Origin of the sequence: Sulfurovum sp. NBC37-1 (assembly GCF_000010345.1) — a bacterium.
Taxonomy (GTDB): Bacteria; Campylobacterota; Campylobacteria; order Campylobacterales; family Sulfurovaceae; genus Sulfurovum.
Genome location: NC_009663.1, coordinates 151,835 through 168,304 on the forward strand (window position 1 = coordinate 151,835; position 16,470 = coordinate 168,304).

Sequence of the window (16,470 nt, forward strand, 5' to 3'; positions counted from 1 at the left end):
ATGTTAACAAAAGATAAGATCCTTGCGACTCTTCATGAGTATAAAGAAGAACACAAAGAACAGTATGGCATAGAACAGATCGGTATCTTTGGTTCTTATGCCAGAGAAAAAGCCACTGAGCAAAGTGATGTCGATGTTTTTATCTCCTTAAAGCACTCCAATCTTTTTTTACTTTCCCGTATCCGTATAGAGCTCGAAGAGCTTCTGGGGGTGCCAACTGATATTGTTCAGCTACGAGAGAGGATGAACAGCTATTTGAAAAAACAGATAGAACAAGAGGCAATTAGTGCCTAGTACTCCTTTGGTCAAAGAGATCATTCTTCAGGTGGAAAATGCTATTACTACTATAAAATATCGTTTTGAACCGGTCAACTCTGTCGATGATTTTTTAGATACACCCCAGGGACAGGAAAAGCTTGACAGCCTTTGTATGCTTTTTATAGCTATAGGTGAGAGTTTGAAAAATATTGATAAACTGACAGATAAACAATTATTGCAACGCTACGATCATATCGACTGGAAAGCCATCAAAGGAATGCGTGATATTCTTTCCCATCACTATTTTGACATGAATGCAGAAGCTGTGTTCAACGTGTGCAATGAAGAGTTGGATAGTCTTCATCAAACCATTCAGTCAATGATAGAAGAATTGTGAAAATCTACAAATACCAATTTAAAGTACAATCGGGTGACATAGACTTCAACGGTCATGTTAACAACGTTACCTATCTCGAATGGATGATAGACGCTGCTACAAAACACTCTGCCTCTGTCGGTTACGGATACGAAAAATGTCTGGAACTCGGCGGCACATGGGTCGCGAAATCCCATGCTATTGAATACAAAAAACCCGCTTTTGAAAACGACAAATTGCAGATGAAGACGTGGATAAAAGATATAGGGAAGCTCATGTCAACCCGTCGCTATGAACTGACGCGTCCGAGTGACGGTGCGCTAATCTGCGAGGGAAAGACTGAGTGGGTCTTTGTGGACAGTAAAAAAATGCGGCCCATGAAGATCCCGCAGGAGATCATTGAGGGGTTTGAAAACTACTAAAATGCCAATTTAAGTTTTTCTCCATAAAAATCCAAACCTTAAACCACTAAACCCCGCAAACAAGGGCTTTAAACATTCCGTTTAAGGTTGGTTAAAACGGCTCTAAACTTAAACGTTCGCTGTGGACGGGATTTGCCGGTTAACATAATGGCAATTCTGTCAAAAAAACGATAGCAAGAAAAGGCGCATTTGAAAATTTTAAAGATACTTAAAATCCGCCATTCGGATCAAACCCAAATCCTCCGCCTCCAAAATCAGGTCCACCGAAATTTTGCGAAGCAAATGACGGGTCCTGGTGCCCGTGCTGCAGTGAAGTGCCACGGAGCATGGTGATGTCCATTTTGGGGTCAATGCCTTTGGGGCAGACAGCCGTACATTCCCCACATAACGTACAATCCCACACACCGTTGGTCTGCACATTGTCTATGATGGTTTTAGCATCGCCTTCGCGTTTGTCTTCACTGTAGCGGTAGGCACGTGTGAGGGCAAAGGGGCCTAAAAAGTCAGGATTGACTGCAAAGACGGGGCAGGCAGAGTAGCAGGAGTCGCAGAGGATACAGTCTGTTTGTTTCTCTGTGCGCTTTTCATCTTCATGTGTAAGTGGGGCTTCCTGAAATTTCTGCAGCCAAGTGGTTGCTTTTTTGAGTGTCTCTTGGGCTTTGTTCTTGTCTACTTTGAGATCGCGCAGTACGGAGTGGTACTGCAGGGGTTCAATGACATCTCCGGGTTTGACCTTATAGGAGCAGGCGAGCTCTTCTCTTCTATTCACTCGTACCGCACAGGTGCCGCAAACGGACGCACGGCATCCTGCAGAAAAGGTCAGCGTGGCATCCTGGGTCTCCTTGATGTAGACCAGGGCACTCAGAAGAGGGATCTCACCGGCGGGAAGCCTGTAGTTCTGATGGGTATTTGTTTCGCTTCGCAGGATGGAAATGATCATACTGACTCCTTCTTCCATTGCAATACAACATGTTTTCTAAATGCTTCATTTTCTTCTTCAAACCCGACTTTATAGTGGGCCCCACGACTTTCATCTCTGGCGATAGCTGCAGAGATGATGGTGGGTGCCAGAAGCAGGGCATTTTTGAACTCGAGGAATTCGATGAGGTTCTGGTTGTTGCTTCTGCTTTTGTCGGCGATGCCCATCTTTTTCTGTGCGACCTGCATGGCGATGACCTCTTCGAGAGATTCGTTTAGCTGACCATTTTCCCTGACGATCCCCACTTTTTCATAGAAGAGTTCTCCGAGGAGCTCCCGGTAGCTGTAGAAACTTTCTTCCTCCTCTTTTGAAAAAAGTGATTCGATCTCTGTTTTGTCTTTCGTCTTCTGTATATCATCTGCAGGCTTGGAGCTGGCATAGATAGTGTGCTTGTAGGCATTTTCCCCCGCAAAGCGTCCGAAAGCGGTAATTTCGAGCAGGGAATTTCCGCCAAGACGGTTTGCGCCGTGTACCTTGGCATTGGAGCATTCTCCCGCCGCAAAACACCCTTTGATCCCATTTACTTCCAGTGCATGATCGACATCGATCCCGCCCATGGAGTAATGTGCGACCGGCTTGATGGGGATGAGCTCCTTGGCCGGGTCGACATGCTCGTGTATCTTGCAGAGTTCCACCTCCTGTGGAAGCAGCTCCATCAGCTTGGCTTCTCCGAGGTGGCGCACATCGAGAAAGACCCTTTGGCCCTCTTTCATCTGTGCGAAGATCGCCCGTGCCACTTCATCGCGCGGTTTGAGCTCATCGACGAAACGTTCGCCGGCTTCATTGACAAGATAGCCGCCTTCACCTCTGGCACTTTCCGAGATGAGGATGCAGGAGTGCTTGAGCGCGGTGGGGTGGAACTGTATGAATTCCATGTCGCTCACTGCCCCTCCGGCACGAAGTACCGCTGCGATCCCGTCACCGGTCGCCCCATACATATTGGTCGTAAAGCCGTGGTAAATGCTTCCATATCCGCCCGTTGCCATTACGATGGATTTGGCATCGATCTGTTTGACCTCTCCTGTACGGATATCGAGGAAAGTGGCTCCTTTTACTGTATCTTTTGGAACGATGAGGTTAAGCAGATAGTGTTCATCGAGAAATTCAATACCCTCTTTTAGACAGGTATCATAAAGCGTATGAAGAATCTTCAGGCCGGTATAGTCCTGTGCATAGCAGGCACGTTTGGCTGAAGCCCCGCCCATCTGTCTTTGCGCGATCGTACCAACGGTAGGGTGCTGTCCCCCGACGGCACCACTTGCATCAATACGGGAGAAGGGTACTCCGATTGTTTCAAGCCATTCAATGGTCTTTGGAGCATCACCGCACATCTGGCGTACCATATCTTCATTACAGAGCCCGTGGGCAGATTTGATCGTATCCTGTATATGCAGGGAAATGTGGTCTTCATTGACATTGCCAAGTGCGGCATTCATACCTCCCTGGGCCATGGAAGTTTGGGAGTTTGTTGGGTACATTTTGCCTATGACCAGTACGGAAGCTCCCGCTTCCTTGGCTGCAAGTGCAGCAGAGAGACCAGTGCCGCCCGAACCGATGACCAATACATCTATCATACAGGTGTCGCTTTCAAAAATTGTTTGATATTCTCCACGATTCCCTCAAGCAGTTTTTCTCTTGCTTCAATACTCGTCCAGGCAATATGCGGGGTGATAAGCAGTCTCTCTTTGTGTGAGATCTGCATGAGTCTGTTGTCTGCTTCGACCGGCTCTTTTTCAAGGACATCGAGGCCCGCATAGATCTCTCTTCTGTCCAGTTCGTAGGCCAGATCGGTCTCGTTAATGATGCCGCCTCTTCCGAGGTTCAGCAAAATGGCTTTTTCTTTCAGCAGAGGGAGATTGGTTTCGTTGATGAGCCCGTAAGTCTTGTCGGTAAGCGGCGCATGGATAGAGATGATGTCACTGGTAGAGAGAAGGAGATCAAGCGGTTGCTGGATGTAGGGCTGATCGCTGTTCTCACCACTGGTAGAGTAGTAGCTTACATGCGCACCGAAAGCGGTAGCAACTTTTGCTATCTCCTGTCCGATCGTACCCATGCCGATGATCCCCCATTTTTTGCCGGAAATTTCATGGAAGGGACGTGAAACATCGGTAAAGAGACCAGATATCGTCCAAAGACTGCTCTGTACGACATTGTCATAATATTTGAGATGTTCAAGGAGGTAAAAGAGTATGGCAAAGGTGTGCTGAACAACAGAGTGTGTTGAATAACCGGAGACATTTTTTACCACAATGCCCAGCTTTTCTGCAGCTTCCAGATCGACATTGTTCATACCTGTTGCAGCGATGCAGATGAGTTCCAGTACGGGACACTGCTGCATCATCTCTTCCGTGAGTACTACTTTGTTGCTGATGACGATATGTGCCTTCTGAATACGGTCAAGTGTCTCATCGGTAGTGGTTGTCGTGTAACCTGTCACATCTCCGAATCGTTTCAACACGCTGAGATCAAGATCCCCTCCTAATGTTTCAGTATCCAGTATAACGATCTGTTTTTTCATCTTACTCTCCTTGTAGTGTGATAATAATGGTTCTTCCCGAGGTGTATTCTCTGTGCTCAAACAGATAGATTCCCTGCCATGTTCCCAAAGCAAGCCTGGCATGAGTGACAGGAACGGTCAGTGAAGTACCAAGAAGCATATTTTTCAAATGCGCCGGCATATCGTCAGCTCCCTCATACGTATGGCGGAATTTGGGATAGTCTTCAGGAACAAGGTCGTTCAGAAAGATCTCCGCATCACTGCGTACCGTGGGGTCTACATTTTCATTAATACAAAGACTGGCAGAAGTATGCTGTAGAAAAATATGTGCAAGTCCAGTATGGATGGACCCGTCCAACAGGTCATTGATCTTCTCTGTGATCAGATGCATCCCCCTGCCTAAAGGCGGAAGGGTGAGTGCATATTGTTTAGTGGTCATCTATCGTTTCGACGATCTCTGTTGCTCTGCGCTTGGCTTCCTTGACTTCATCGAGTACCAGACTGACAGCCATACGTCTTCCCACATGGGATTCCGGTTTCCCGAATACCCTTACAAAACTGTCTTTTGTAAAGGCATCATCAGGGATCTCGAGTACCGGGTTGTGGCTCTCGTTCTTGGCTTTGTAGGCACCGCAGGCACCTGCACCGTAGAAGGTGAAGTCAAGCGGCAGACCCAGAACAGCTCTGACATGCAGCGCGAATTCACTCTGGCTTTGCGTGATCAGCGTGACCATCCCTGTATCGTGCGGGCGTGGGCTGAGTTCGGAGAAGTAGACCTCTTCATCTTTCACGAAGAATTCCACACCGAAAATCCCGCGTCCTCCCAGGCCGTCCGTGACTGCTTTGGCGATCTCCTGTGCTTTTTTGAGTGCTTCGGGAGACATCTGCATCGGCTGCCAGGAGAGGATAAAGTCACCGTCTTTCTGCACATGGCCGATAGGTTCACAGAATGTGGTCCCTGTTTCATTGCGCACAGTCAAAAGGGTGATCTCGTAATCAAAAGGAACGAACTCTTCCACGATCAGTTCACTTGCATCCCCGCGAGCCTCTTTGGCGATCTCCCAGGATCTTTCTATGTCATTCGCTGTCTTGGCGATACTCTGTCCATGCCCTGATGAACTCATGACAGGCTTGATGACACAGGGAAAACCGATACGTTCACCGGCTGCCTTCAGTCCGTCCAGAGTCGTGACGAACTCATAGCCGCTGGTCTTCAGGTCAAGCGTTTCGGCGGCAAAGACACGGATATTCTTTCTGTTCATCGTTTTGTTGACCGCTTCGGCATTGGGAATGACGTGAAAACCTCTTTTCTCCGCTTCGAACAACGCGGAGATGGAGATTGCTTCCACTTCAGGAAGGATGTAGCTGGGCTGCTCTTTTTCAATGAGTTCAAGTACGGCAGATTTATCCTGCATATCTATAGCATAAGAACGGTTGGCCACCAGATGTGCCGGTGCATTTTCATATTTGTCGACAGCGATTACTTCGATACCGAGTCTCTGCGCCTCGATGGCGACCTCTTTGCCCAGTTCACCTGAACCAAGCAGCATGATCCTGATAGCGTCTTTTTGGAGAGGGGCTGTAAATGTCATGGGAAAACCTTCGGTTTAGAATTAATAATTAACAATTAATGATTGATGAGATATTCTATCAAAAAGTTGTCTAAGTTGTAATGAGTTGGAAAATGTTTTGTGGGATTTTTGTAAAAAAGTAGTGGCGAGTGACAGAGCCGAAGCTCCGTCAGAGACCAATTACAGTCTGCTCTCGTATCTTCTAAGCATGAAGAGTTTCTTAAGGATCTTCTTGCGAGTAGCAATCTTCTCTTTCTTTCTCTTTTCAGTCTTAGTTTCGTAGTGCTGTCTGGCTCTCGCCTCAGTTACGATAAGGTTTCTGTCACTTTGTCTTTTGAATTTTCTATAAGCATCATCAAAAGAGTCACGTGGTGTAAGTTTAATTCCTGGCATCGAAAAGCACCCCCTTCCTATTGGAAATTTTCAGACCATTTACGTGTCCGAATATCAATAAAGTGCAGAATTATATCCAAAGAGGATTAAATTATGATAAAATTGAAACAATAGGAAAACTATAAAAGGAATATTACGATGCAACCAGTATTTAAATCTTGCTATGCGATGGATAAAAAGTGTTATGAAGAACTTCATTTAACAGAAGATATTCTTATGGAGCATGCAGCATTAGGTATGGCACGGTATATATGGCAGAAGTTCCCAAAATATCAAGACGGTGATAATGCAAAAACAATTAAAACAGTTTTGATTGTTGCAGGTCCAGGAAATAATGGGGCTGATGGCATTGCATTGGCACGGCTTTTATTTGGTTCCTATAAAATAAAGCTCTATATGCCTTTTGGGCAAAAGACAGACATGGCAAAAAAACAATTTCAACGAGTAGAGAGTTTAAATATTGATATTGTAGAAGAGGTAGATGAGGCTGATATTATCGTAGATGCACTGTATGGAGCAGGATTAAATAGAGATATAAACGATGAAACCAGAATGATTTTAGTTAAAATGCAAATGATAGGTGCCTATAGAATAGCTTGTGACATGCCAACAGGATTAGATATAGATGGTATTCCTTCTCCACAAGCTTTTTTTGCAGATGTAACGATTACAATGGGGGCATATAAAGAGGCACTCTATAGTGATTATGCCAAAGAGTATGTAGGTGATATTGTAAGAGTTGATTTGGGGGTACATTATTATAGGTATATTGAAGGAAGTCAAAAAAGTGCAAAGCTTCTAGAAAAAAAAGATCTTTCTTTACCTACTAGAGATTTTATGAAGACAACACACAAAGGCAGTTTCGGCCATGCAGCCGTTTTTTGCGGAGAGAAAGAGGGGGCAGGGATTATTGCAGGCATGGCAGCAAGTAGATTTGGGGCGGGATTGACAACACTTGTGGTGCATGAAAAAGTCTCGCCACCTCCCTCCCTGATGCATTCGACCGTTGTGCCTGAAACGGCTTCTGCGGTAGCCATAGGTATGGGGCTGGGAGAGCATTTCGAACAGGAGTTCCTTCAGCAGTATCTCATTGACAGCCATCTTCCTGTCGTTCTAGATGCGGACAGCTTCCATCATAGCGAGATACTGTCGATCCTCAAGCAGAAAGAGAGGGATATCGTCGTAACGCCGCATCCCAAAGAGTTCTCCGCCATGTGGGAGCATCTGACGGGAGAGTGTCTCAGTGTGGAGGAGATACAGAAGAACCGTTTTGAAACCGTACGCAGGTTCAATGCCCGCTATCCGCATGTAACGCTTCTCCTCAAGGGGGCGAATATGCTGATCATGCAGGAGGAGCGACTCTGCATCAACCCTATGGGTAATGCAAAACTGAGTAAAGGCGGCAGCGGGGATGTTCTCTCCGGTCTCATCGTTTCGCTCCTCGCCCAGGGGTATCCTGGGATTGAAGCTGCCATACAGGGTTCTCTGGCCCTGGTACTCTCTGCCGGAAAGTATGAGGGGGCTTCCTATGCCATGCTGCCAACAGATATCATTGAGGGGCTCCCTCTTTTGGAAGGCTCATAAGCGGTTTGCTGTCTTCCAGAAGCAAAACGGGTGTAATGAACGGCGCGATTCTTGAGAGAAAGTTGATGACCGACATGATGGGCGTGGCATAGAAAAACTTGATCTTGTTGTCATATTTCCACAGTTGGTCTGCGTAGAGAAAGATGCGGTGAGGTGTATCCCCTATATTGTCCCCGTTCCTGTCGAAACCTTCATAACGGTCCCAGTAGTTGTACTCTACAGTATTGGTTTTTCCGTATTTGGCTTTGAGGTCCTGCAGGACATCTTCTATATTTCCTTTGATGACATTGTGCGCGATCATATTGTTCCTGATATCGGCATGAAAATGGAAAGCTTCGGTATTGTAGCTTATGGTATTGTGCGTAATGAACCTCTGTGTGCCTCTCTCGGTCCCTTTGATGTCGATATAGAGCGCTTTTGTGTTGAATTTCAGCGTATTGTGGTCAAAATGAAAATTGGAGACCTTGTCTGCGACCACGCCTATACCCGCAGCACCGTTGGAACTGAGTATCCTGTTGCCTGTGACGTTGGTGTCTTTGATCCCCATCATCAGTATGCCTACGGCATTGTAGCGGAAGGCATTGTCCTCGATACGGTTGCCGTGGCTCATACTGAGGTGCAGCCCGTATCTGTTGTGCAGGAAGGTATTGTGCGAAAAAAGATTATGGTGGGAGTAGGTCAGCGTCACATCCCTTGATCGTTCGATGGTATTGTTCCTGATGATGTTGCCGCTGGCGTACCACAGTTTCAGAGCATCGCCTCTGAGCGGAACGGCATGCTTTTTGGAAGTGATGGTGTTGTCCGAAATGACGGAATCTTTGACCATATTCATATCGATCCCGTACAGCGTGTCGCTGATCTGGCAGTGGCTGATCTCGCACTCTCTTACGTGGTTAAGCGAAATGGCGGCGTCAAGGTTCTCCATCCTGTCGCCCGAACCCGTGATCTGGAGGTTCCTGAGCGTAACCTGTGAGCTGTTCAGGGTAATGACCGTAGCGTTCAGGTCACCCTCGATGATGACACTCTTTCCCGACCCTATGATCGTCAAAGGTTTGTCGATGACGATATTGCCACGATAGATACCAGAGGGCAGTTTCAGTGTAGCTCCTGACGGCGCCTTGTCTATGGCTTTTTGCAGAATACCGGCAGGGGAAAGTATGATAAGTGTCAAAAAAAGAAGTAAAATTTTTATCATAAAGGGATTTTAGCATATTTGGGTGTAATACGATAGAATATGCTCTAAAAATAACAATATAACGAGAGAAGAGATGGTAAAGCGTAAAAAAATAGCAGTGCTTTTCAGCGGTAAAGGTTCCAACTTCGCCCATATTGTCAATACTTTACACCCTGAAGAGGCTGAAGTTGTCGTCGCTTTGACAAACAACCCTGAAGCCGGAGGTATTGCAGTGGCCAAAAAAGAGGATATCCCTCTGGAGATTGTCGATTCAAAAGCCTATGAAAGCAGGGAAGCTTTTGATACAGAGGTCATCAATCGCTTGCAGTGTTATGCCCCGGATCTTACAGTACTTGCAGGCTTCATGCGTATCTTGACACCGGTGTTTACAGAACATGTCAAGTCTGTCAACCTGCATCCCTCACTCCTGCCAAGGCACAAAGGACTCAATGCCATTGAGAAAAGCTACAATGACTCATACGATGAGGGCGGAGTATCGGTCCACTGGGTGACATCCGAACTGGACGGCGGTGAGATCATCCTGCAAAAAAAAGTTTCCAAAGAGGGTCTGGATTTTGAACAGTATGACCGAACAGTACGGCAGATAGAAAAAGAGGCACTCATCGAAGCGATCAGAAAAGTGTTATAGGTTTTTTTAGAGTGTATAAAAAGATGTATACTCCGGTCCTTTGTCAGAGAGTTCGCTTTTGTAGAGGGTGATCTGTGGCAGGATATGGCCGAGATCTTTTTCTCTATAGCTTTTGAGCACTTCTTTGTAGCGTTTGTAATCATAGATTTCTTTGATGCGGCAAAGGGTAACATGAGGTTTGAATCGGTAGAGGTCAAATCCGGCCTTTTTGAAAGTTCGGGCTGTTGCGTAGAGACCTCTATCTTCCGCTTTGGCAAAGAAGACCCTGGGAGGTCTACCAAAATACCCCAGTTCGGCAATGGTCACTTCCCTTTCGGGTACGCTGACCTTTTGCATTTTCTTGATGACAGGTCTCTCATCCGGAACATTGCCCAGAAAGACCCATGTCAGATGGAGGTTCTCCTCTTCGACCCATTTTCCCTCCATAATATCTTTGAAATCATCTCTGATCTTACTATAGTTCTCAAGCCTGACAGGTGAAGCGATAAAAAGTCTCATATAGGGCACCTCTATCTAAGTGATTTATTGTATTATTTTAGCAGAAAAGTAATCGAAGGGATGGAATGCAATACTACAACGATGAACAGAATGCCAAAGGTGTCTATTTCGCTTTTGTCATGCTGCAAGTCTTTATGCTGCTGATCGTCTATAGTTTTGTCTATACTTCTCTTGTAGGAGCAAAACTAGCAATAGTGAAATATCATTTGACTTCAATAGCCTATTTGCCTGTCGTATTCGTTATGTTTGCCTACCCGATGGTACTCTATAAAACACGAAGGATGTTCCGGGAACATAAACGACTTCGTGCCACAGGCTGGATGCTTGGATGGGCAGTTGTGGCCATCGTTTTCCTCTATGCCTTCCTCTCTCAGCTCATCGCAGTATAATTCTCCCAAAAAAGAACTGACTTGTTAAGACATTTACCCATAAAACACCAAAAGATACTCAAACTCTCCATCCCCGCTGCCATCAACTCCCTGCTCGATATGCTCCAGGTGATTACCGATCTGATCATGGTAGGGCGTATCTCCGCCTTTGCTGTGGCGGCAGTAGGGCTTGGTTTGCAGTCTCTGATGTTCGTATTTGCTGTGCTTACGCTGCTGAATGTAGGTACGTCCGCATTGCTATCGCGTTTTGTAGGTGCCCAGCGTATGAAACGTGCTTCCATAGGGCTTTCGACGCTGCTGCGTTTCGCTTTCTTCCTGAGTCTGCCGGTAATGATCCTCTGGTATTTCCTTGCATCGAATATTTATGTATGGTTCGGAACGGCACCTGAAGTCGTGGCTCTAGGTGAAGATTATGTGCAGACACTGACCTGGATGATGCCTTTTGTTTTTATGAAACTGGTGTTCGTAGCGGCACTCAATTCTGCAGGTGACACAAAAACGCCGATGTATGTCAAAATTTCCTCTATTCTACTGAATGTAATACTGAATTACCTGTTGATCTTTGGTAAATACGGTTTTCCTGAACTTGGTGTTATGGGAGCGGCCGTGGGTACGGTGATCGTCAATATCATAGAATTTTTTGTCTATGTCGTATTGTATGTACGTCACAGGACACCTTATATACCGCTATGGTACCACTCAAAGTCTCTGCTTAAACGTGTACTGAAAGTGGGGTTGCCTGCCTCCATAGAACGTGCTTTGACCTTCGGATCTTTCATGCTTTTTACCGTCGTTATTGCCCACTACGGTACGGCCGTACTTGCTGGGTATCAGATAGGTCTGCGTGTCGAAGGTCTGGCATTTATGCCTGGTATCGGGTTTACCATCGCTGCTATGGCGCTGATGGGGCAGGGGTTGGGTGCTAAGAATCCCCAACAGGCCAGAGAAGATGTTCTTTTGGTGCTGAAATATACTTCGGGATTCATGTTCATACTTTCATTTTTTATGATCTTCATGCCTGAAAAGATCGTTTGGCTCTTTACGAATGACCCCGCCACCATCAAAGAGGCTAGCCTTTATCTGCGGATCGTGGGCGTTTCTCAGATACCCCTGGCCTTCAACTTTGTCCTCTCCGGTGCGCTCAGAGGAGCAGGTGACAGTAAAAGAACTCTGAAGATCAACCTGATCTCTCTCTGGACCGTGCGTATCATTCCTGCGTTTCTGCTCAGTTGGTATTTTGAAAATATCCTCTTTGTCTATCTGGCGATGATTTCCGATACTTTCGTTAAGGCGATCTGGCTATGGAGGACGTTCGATAAAGGGGAGTGGCAGAAGATCAAAGTCTGATCAATGCTATGCTATAATGAGAGCCAAAGTAATAAGAATCATATCAAGTTAAAAAGGAATATCGTGAGAAAAGAATCAAAAACACTGGATGAGAGAATTGAACGTATCTATAAAATGGCCATTGAGCATTTTGGTGAAGTACGTTTCGTAGGGATCAAAAAACACAAGAAGATCGGATGGGTCGCTAAGATACAGTTTGACGAGTTCGAATCTTTGGTCGCTGAAGGGGAGAGTGCCCAGGATGCACTGAAAAATCTGCGTAAACGACTCAGAAAGATTATTGACCGCTACAATATGGTGTAGCGGTGAAACTCTGTTTCATCGGATGGATGATTGCAGGAGCGAACGGTGCTGGCGGCGTGCATTGCGGAGCAATGCTTTTATAGGATGGAATGGCTTAAATGAAAAAAAACATTATTTTAATCGGATTTATGGGAGTGGGTAAGGGAACGACTGCGCGTGCTTTTGCAAAAAAGTACGGGGTTTATAATATCGATACGGACGATCTCATAGAATCCAAAGAGAATAAGCTGGTCAAGAAGATCTTTGCCAAGAAAGGCGAGGCTTACTTCAGAAAGTGTGAACAGCAGACAGCTGACTGGATAGAGAATTGTGTAACTGGTACTTTGATCTCTTGTGGAGGCGGGTTTTATAAAGTCAACAACATTGACAGACTGGGAACCGTGGTCCTTCTGGATGCCTCATTTAAGTGGATACACAATCGTCTCAAAACTGCGAAGAATGCCAAAGCCAAACTGGCGAAGCGGCCGCTTTTTTCTAAAGAAGAAGAGGCAAAAAAACTCTATAATGAACGTGAAAAAGCGTATCTAAAAGTCGCAGATGTTATTGTCAGTGTCGAGAACAAGAGTCTTGATGAAGTGATCTCTGAGATCGCCAAAAAGTGCAAAGTGTAAAGAAAAGATATTTTGGTGTTTCCCTCTACGCGAAACGGTCAGTATCTTTTGTTTCGACAAAAATACCTATGACCACCAAAATTACATAGGTGACCGTTATGACCACAAGCGTGTTCCCGCTCAATGCATAGATCGCATCTTTCAGAGTTTCATAATTCTCTTTGATGCCCATCATGAGGTTGATCCACACTCCAAATGCGATCAGGATCAAAATGCCTTTCATGTTGAACATTGTGGAGTTTTTAACGGGTTTTTTCTTCATTGTTTTTTCTCTTTCTCTTTTAGTTGTGCTTCCCAGTATTCCAGCCCTTTGAATATTCCGGTCAATACACCGAAGATCAGCATAGTGCTCCCCATGCAGTAAGGGACAAGTTCTGCAAAAGGTGCAGGGTCTTTGGCGAATACAGCTATAGCATACAGCCATATTCCTATCGCGGCAGCAGCCGATATTCTTTTCAGCCATTTTATCATAATCATCAATTGTGTATTTCCCATATGCTTATTTTATCGAAATTAGATATAATTCTATCACTTAATTTTCAAGAGAATAAATGCAGAGATTTGAAACCTATTTGAGTGAGAACCTACCAGAAGTAACGAGCTTTCATCCTGTCTATGAAGAGGCATTGGGTGCGATGCTGCAGGCAGGGGGGAAACGTTTCCGTCCGATGTTGCTTTTGAGTATCGTGGATACGTATGAACCGATGCTGTACGACTCCGCACTGCCTGTAGCTCTGGCACTTGAAATGTTCCATACCTACTCTCTGATACATGATGACCTTCCTGCCATGGATGATGCAGACCTGCGGCGCGGACACCAAACCCTTCATAAACGTTTTGATGAGGTAACGGCTATTCTCGCAGGCGACGCACTCAATTCGGATGCGTTTTATCTCATTGCCAAAGCCCCGCTGCGTGAAGATGTGAAGATCAAACTTGTCGAACTGCTTGCCCGGGACGGCGGTAGCAGAGGGATGGTTCTGGGACAGGCGATCGACTGTTATTTCGAGAACAGACCTCTGACGATCGATGAAGTCAAAGTACTGCATACCAATAAAACGGCAAAACTGATTGCCGTAAGCCTGCAGATGGGTGCAGTGATCGTCAGGCTTGCACCAGATGTGCAGAAAGCCCTGTATGATTTCGGGATCGACCTGGGACTGCTTTTCCAGATACAGGATGATATCATTGATGAGACGCAGACGGAAGAGGAAGCGGGAAAGACCACAGGAAACGATGCAGATAAAAATAGCTTTGTCAATCTTTTGGGACTGGAGAATACTGTCGTTCAGGCAGACACCCTGGCAAAAGATTTACAAAGACGATTTGAAGACTTCGACGAGAAGTTGCAAATGGCCTTACAACCCCTGATGAACAAATATTTGTACAGACATAACAAAGGATAACTCAATGGCAATGACAGAGCAGAATCAAATGCGTAAAAAGATGGCGAACACCATCAGATTCCTCGCGGCAGATATGGTACAGAAAGCGAACTCCGGACACCCGGGTGCACCGATGGGCCTCGCAGATATCGCAGTGGTACTTTCCGAACATCTCTCCCACAATCCTAAAAACCCGAAGTGGCTTAACCGTGACCGTCTTGTCTTCTCGGGAGGGCATGCGACAGGACTTATCTATTCGATGCTTCACCTCTGGGGTTATGATGTTAGCCTTGATGACCTGAAGAACTTCCGTCAGTTGGGCTCAAAGACACCGGGACACCCGGAGTACGGTCATACTGCAGGTATTGAGATCACGACCGGTCCTTTGGGACAGGGTATCGCCAATGCAGTCGGTTTTGCCATGGCCGAAGCCTTTACCAAAGAGCAGGTCAACTCAGAGACCTGTGAACTCATTGACCACAAGGTTTACTGTCTCTGCGGTGACGGAGACCTTGAAGAGGGGATCTCCTATGAAGCCTGTGCTTTGGCGGGACACCTCGGGTTGAAAGACCTCGTACTCATCTATGATTCAAACGAGATCACGATAGAGGGCGATACAAACATCGCCTGGAGCGAAAATGTCGCCAAACGCTTCGAAGCACAGAACTGGAATGTTCTCACAGTCAACGGACACTGCTATGACAAGATCGATGCAGCATTGAACGAAGTCAAAAAAGCGGACAAGCCGACGATCATCATCGCCAATACCATCATCGGAAAAGGTGCCGGAGAGCTGGAAGGGACACACCATACGCACGGTGCACCGCTGGGTGAAGAGATCATTCGTGCATCCAAAGCCAAAGAGGGCTTCGATCCCGACCAGACCTTCCAGATCCCCGAGGATGTCCTGCTGCGTTTCAGATGTGCCGTCGAGCAGGGAGAACTGGCAGAGAAAGAGTGGATCCACAGACAGAAGGAAGCGCCGCTGATCGAGCAGAACGAAGCACTGGAGAGACTGCTCAACCCTGACGTTTCGGCTGTCGAGTATCCGGATTTCTCAAACGATGCTGCAGTGGCTACCCGGGACTCCAACGGCAAGATCCTCAATGCCATTGCCAAGGCGGTACCGTCCTTCCTTGGCGGTTCGGCAGACCTTTCACCATCGAACAAAACTGAACTGAAGGATATGGGTAATTTCCCCAAAGGGAAGAATCTGCATTTTGGTATTCGCGAGCATTCCATGGCAGCGATCACCAATGCCATGGCGCTTTACGGCACGACCATGCCGTTCAATGCAACCTTCTTCGTCTTCTCTGATTATATGAAACCGGCTGTACGTATCGCGGCACTGACCGGCATCCAGAACTTCTTCGTCTGGACGCACGACAGTATCGGTGTGGGTGAAGACGGCCCGACGCACGAGCCTATCGAACATTTGAGCCAGTTCAGGGCGCTGCCGAACTTCTATGTCTGGAGACCGGCAGATGCGACCGAGAACGTGGAAGCGTGGAAAACGGCACTTGGCATGAAAGCGCCGCACGGTTTCGTGCTCAGCCGACAAAAACTCAAGACACTCAAACCAAAAAGGGATTTTGGAGAGGTGAGCAAAGGTGCCTACATCGTGAAGCAGCGTGAAGGCGCAACGATGACGCTGATGGCAAGCGGCTCCGAGCTGATGCCTTGTCTGCAGGCGGCATGCCACCTTGAAGTACTGGGTGTAAAAGCCAATGTGGTCTCCGTGCCCTGTCTCGACCTTTTCAACGAGCAGGACAAAGCATACAGAGAAACGGTAGTGAACCCATCTACGACCGTTCTGGCGGTTGAAGCGGCGACTGCAACAGAGTATTACCGCTACGCAGATGATGTTCTGGGTATGGAAAGCTTCGGTGCCTCCGCTCCGGCTGATCTGCTTTTTGAGAAGTTCGGCTTTACTATTCAGAATATCACCAAAAGAGCCTGTGAGCTTGTCGGTGCGGAGTACAGGGTTGTCGATCTGGGCAAATAAACCCTGAACAATTAAAAAATATCTCTTCT

21 protein-coding genes are annotated in these 16,470 nt (G+C 46.6%); 11 read left to right on the forward strand and 10 right to left on the reverse strand.

What is annotated here, in order from left to right; all coding sequences use genetic code 11:
* The 3 genes from SUN_RS00785 to SUN_RS00795 are packed head-to-tail and all read left to right on the forward strand — an operon-like array spanning position 1 to position 1,056.
* A complete protein-coding gene (locus SUN_RS00785) occupies positions 1-294 on the forward strand; it encodes a nucleotidyltransferase family protein (RefSeq protein WP_011979841.1) in 294 nt (97 codons plus the stop codon).
* Complete coding sequence (locus SUN_RS00790) at positions 287-655, forward strand: HepT-like ribonuclease domain-containing protein (RefSeq protein WP_011979842.1); 369 nt, start codon at positions 287-289, stop codon at positions 653-655. The genes SUN_RS00785 and SUN_RS00790 overlap by 8 nt, the downstream gene beginning before the upstream one ends.
* Positions 652-1,056: an acyl-CoA thioesterase gene (locus SUN_RS00795; RefSeq protein ID WP_011979843.1), complete on the forward strand. Its 405-nt coding sequence runs from the start codon at positions 652-654 to the stop codon at positions 1,054-1,056. Before SUN_RS00790 ends, SUN_RS00795 begins: the two co-directional genes overlap by 4 nt.
* A gap of 208 nt (positions 1,057-1,264) precedes the next feature.
* Here the strand turns inward: SUN_RS00795 and SUN_RS00800 are convergent, their stop codons facing one another.
* The 6 genes from SUN_RS00800 to rpsU all read right to left on the reverse strand — a co-directional run bounded on the left by SUN_RS00800 (position 1,265) and on the right by rpsU (position 6,496).
* On the reverse strand, positions 1,265-1,996 hold the full coding sequence (locus SUN_RS00800) for a succinate dehydrogenase/fumarate reductase iron-sulfur subunit (RefSeq protein WP_011979844.1): 732 nt from the start codon (positions 1,994-1,996) through the stop codon (positions 1,265-1,267).
* Positions 1,993-3,609 carry an FAD-dependent oxidoreductase gene (locus tag SUN_RS00805; RefSeq protein ID WP_011979845.1) on the reverse strand — a complete coding sequence of 539 codons (1,617 nt, stop codon included), beginning with the start codon at positions 3,607-3,609 and terminating at the stop codon, positions 1,993-1,995. The genes SUN_RS00800 and SUN_RS00805 overlap by 4 nt, the downstream gene beginning before the upstream one ends.
* The gene (locus SUN_RS00810) at positions 3,606-4,553 is read right to left on the reverse strand and encodes a D-2-hydroxyacid dehydrogenase (RefSeq protein ID WP_011979846.1); all 948 of its coding nucleotides are present in this window, start codon (positions 4,551-4,553) and stop codon (positions 3,606-3,608) included. The genes SUN_RS00805 and SUN_RS00810 overlap by 4 nt, the downstream gene beginning before the upstream one ends.
* Position 4,554: 1 nt before the next feature.
* Positions 4,555-4,971 (reverse strand): secondary thiamine-phosphate synthase enzyme YjbQ, encoded by a 417-nt coding sequence (locus tag SUN_RS00815; protein WP_041672634.1) that lies wholly within the window; start codon positions 4,969-4,971, stop codon positions 4,555-4,557.
* Positions 4,961-6,124, reverse strand: coding sequence for a formate-dependent phosphoribosylglycinamide formyltransferase (gene purT, locus SUN_RS00820; RefSeq protein WP_011979848.1), 1,164 nt, complete (start codon positions 6,122-6,124; stop codon positions 4,961-4,963). The genes SUN_RS00815 and purT overlap by 11 nt, the downstream gene beginning before the upstream one ends.
* A gap of 159 nt (positions 6,125-6,283) precedes the next feature.
* Positions 6,284-6,496, reverse strand: coding sequence for a 30S ribosomal protein S21 (rpsU, locus tag SUN_RS00825; RefSeq protein WP_011979849.1), 213 nt, complete (start codon positions 6,494-6,496; stop codon positions 6,284-6,286).
* A gap of 138 nt (positions 6,497-6,634) precedes the next feature.
* Here rpsU and SUN_RS00830 point away from each other — a divergent pair, with 138 nt between their 5' ends.
* Positions 6,635-8,080, forward strand: coding sequence for a bifunctional ADP-dependent NAD(P)H-hydrate dehydratase/NAD(P)H-hydrate epimerase (locus tag SUN_RS00830; RefSeq protein WP_011979850.1), 1,446 nt, complete (start codon positions 6,635-6,637; stop codon positions 8,078-8,080).
* Here the strand turns inward: SUN_RS00830 and nosD are convergent.
* A complete protein-coding gene (gene nosD / locus SUN_RS00835; RefSeq protein WP_011979851.1) occupies positions 8,046-9,275 on the reverse strand; it encodes a nitrous oxide reductase family maturation protein NosD in 1,230 nt (409 codons plus the stop codon). The genes SUN_RS00830 and nosD overlap by 35 nt on opposite strands.
* Positions 9,276-9,348: 73 nt before the next feature.
* Here nosD and purN point away from each other — a divergent pair, with 73 nt between their 5' ends.
* Entirely contained in the window at positions 9,349-9,903 is a 555-nt protein-coding gene (gene purN / locus SUN_RS00840) for a phosphoribosylglycinamide formyltransferase (RefSeq protein ID WP_011979852.1), read from the forward strand.
* Positions 9,904-9,909: 6 nt separating this feature from the next.
* Here the strand turns inward: purN and thpR are convergent, their stop codons facing one another.
* Positions 9,910-10,401 (reverse strand): RNA 2',3'-cyclic phosphodiesterase, encoded by a 492-nt coding sequence (gene thpR / locus SUN_RS00845; RefSeq protein ID WP_041672635.1) that lies wholly within the window; start codon positions 10,399-10,401, stop codon positions 9,910-9,912.
* Positions 10,402-10,466: 65 nt separating this feature from the next.
* On the opposite strand from thpR, the gene SUN_RS00850 reads away from it, so the two are divergent.
* The 4 genes from SUN_RS00850 to SUN_RS00865 all read left to right on the forward strand — a co-directional run bounded on the left by SUN_RS00850 (position 10,467) and on the right by SUN_RS00865 (position 13,051).
* Positions 10,467-10,790, forward strand: a complete 324-nt coding sequence (locus SUN_RS00850; RefSeq protein ID WP_011979854.1) for a hypothetical protein — start codon at positions 10,467-10,469, stop codon at positions 10,788-10,790.
* A 21-nt stretch (positions 10,791-10,811) separates the two neighbouring features.
* Positions 10,812-12,137, forward strand: a complete 1,326-nt coding sequence (locus SUN_RS00855; protein WP_011979855.1) for an MATE family efflux transporter — start codon at positions 10,812-10,814, stop codon at positions 12,135-12,137.
* Positions 12,138-12,200: 63 nt separating this feature from the next.
* Entirely contained in the window at positions 12,201-12,440 is a 240-nt protein-coding gene (locus tag SUN_RS00860; RefSeq protein WP_011979856.1) for a hypothetical protein, read from the forward strand.
* Between the two features lie 98 nt (positions 12,441-12,538).
* On the forward strand, positions 12,539-13,051 hold the full coding sequence (locus SUN_RS00865; protein WP_011979857.1) for a shikimate kinase: 513 nt from the start codon (positions 12,539-12,541) through the stop codon (positions 13,049-13,051).
* A gap of 25 nt (positions 13,052-13,076) precedes the next feature.
* Here SUN_RS00865 and SUN_RS00870 read toward each other — a convergent pair whose 3' ends face one another.
* Positions 13,077-13,313, reverse strand: a complete 237-nt coding sequence (locus tag SUN_RS00870; protein WP_041672637.1) for a hypothetical protein — start codon at positions 13,311-13,313, stop codon at positions 13,077-13,079.
* Positions 13,310-13,546, reverse strand: coding sequence for a hypothetical protein (locus SUN_RS00875; protein ID WP_041672639.1), 237 nt, complete (start codon positions 13,544-13,546; stop codon positions 13,310-13,312). Before SUN_RS00875 ends, SUN_RS00870 begins: the two co-directional genes overlap by 4 nt.
* 56 nt (positions 13,547-13,602) lie before the next feature.
* Here SUN_RS00875 and SUN_RS00880 point away from each other — a divergent pair, with 56 nt between their 5' ends.
* Entirely contained in the window at positions 13,603-14,457 is an 855-nt protein-coding gene (locus tag SUN_RS00880; RefSeq protein WP_011979858.1) for a polyprenyl synthetase family protein, read from the forward strand.
* A 4-nt stretch (positions 14,458-14,461) separates the two neighbouring features.
* The gene (gene tkt, locus SUN_RS00885) at positions 14,462-16,441 is read left to right on the forward strand and encodes a transketolase (protein WP_011979859.1); all 1,980 of its coding nucleotides are present in this window, start codon (positions 14,462-14,464) and stop codon (positions 16,439-16,441) included.
* Positions 16,442-16,470: the final 29 nt, after the last annotated feature.

Coding starts and splice junctions, on each gene's coding strand:
- SUN_RS00810 (WP_011979846.1), bottom strand. CDS start 4,553: ATGAAAAAACAGATCGTTATACTGGATACTGAAACATTAGGAGGGGAT.
- nosD (WP_011979851.1), bottom strand. CDS start 9,275: ATGATAAAAATTTTACTTCTTTTTTTGACACTTATCATACTTTCCCCT.
- rpsU (WP_011979849.1), bottom strand. CDS start 6,496: ATGCCAGGAATTAAACTTACACCACGTGACTCTTTTGATGATGCTTAT.
- SUN_RS00815 (WP_041672634.1), bottom strand. CDS start 4,971: ATGACCACTAAACAATATGCACTCACCCTTCCGCCTTTAGGCAGGGGG.
- SUN_RS00865 (WP_011979857.1), top strand. CDS start 12,539: ATGAAAAAAAACATTATTTTAATCGGATTTATGGGAGTGGGTAAGGGA.
- SUN_RS00805 (WP_011979845.1), bottom strand. CDS start 3,609: ATGATAGATGTATTGGTCATCGGTTCGGGCGGCACTGGTCTCTCTGCT.
- tkt (WP_011979859.1), top strand. CDS start 14,462: ATGGCAATGACAGAGCAGAATCAAATGCGTAAAAAGATGGCGAACACC.
- SUN_RS00830 (WP_011979850.1), top strand. CDS start 6,635: ATGCAACCAGTATTTAAATCTTGCTATGCGATGGATAAAAAGTGTTAT.
- SUN_RS00785 (WP_011979841.1), top strand. CDS start 1: ATGTTAACAAAAGATAAGATCCTTGCGACTCTTCATGAGTATAAAGAA.
- purN (WP_011979852.1), top strand. CDS start 9,349: ATGGTAAAGCGTAAAAAAATAGCAGTGCTTTTCAGCGGTAAAGGTTCC.
- SUN_RS00800 (WP_011979844.1), bottom strand. CDS start 1,996: ATGATCATTTCCATCCTGCGAAGCGAAACAAATACCCATCAGAACTAC.
- SUN_RS00850 (WP_011979854.1), top strand. CDS start 10,467: ATGCAATACTACAACGATGAACAGAATGCCAAAGGTGTCTATTTCGCT.
- purT (WP_011979848.1), bottom strand. CDS start 6,124: ATGACATTTACAGCCCCTCTCCAAAAAGACGCTATCAGGATCATGCTG.
- SUN_RS00875 (WP_041672639.1), bottom strand. CDS start 13,546: ATGGGAAATACACAATTGATGATTATGATAAAATGGCTGAAAAGAATA.
- SUN_RS00880 (WP_011979858.1), top strand. CDS start 13,603: ATGCAGAGATTTGAAACCTATTTGAGTGAGAACCTACCAGAAGTAACG.
- thpR (WP_041672635.1), bottom strand. CDS start 10,401: ATGAGACTTTTTATCGCTTCACCTGTCAGGCTTGAGAACTATAGTAAG.
- SUN_RS00870 (WP_041672637.1), bottom strand. CDS start 13,313: ATGAAGAAAAAACCCGTTAAAAACTCCACAATGTTCAACATGAAAGGC.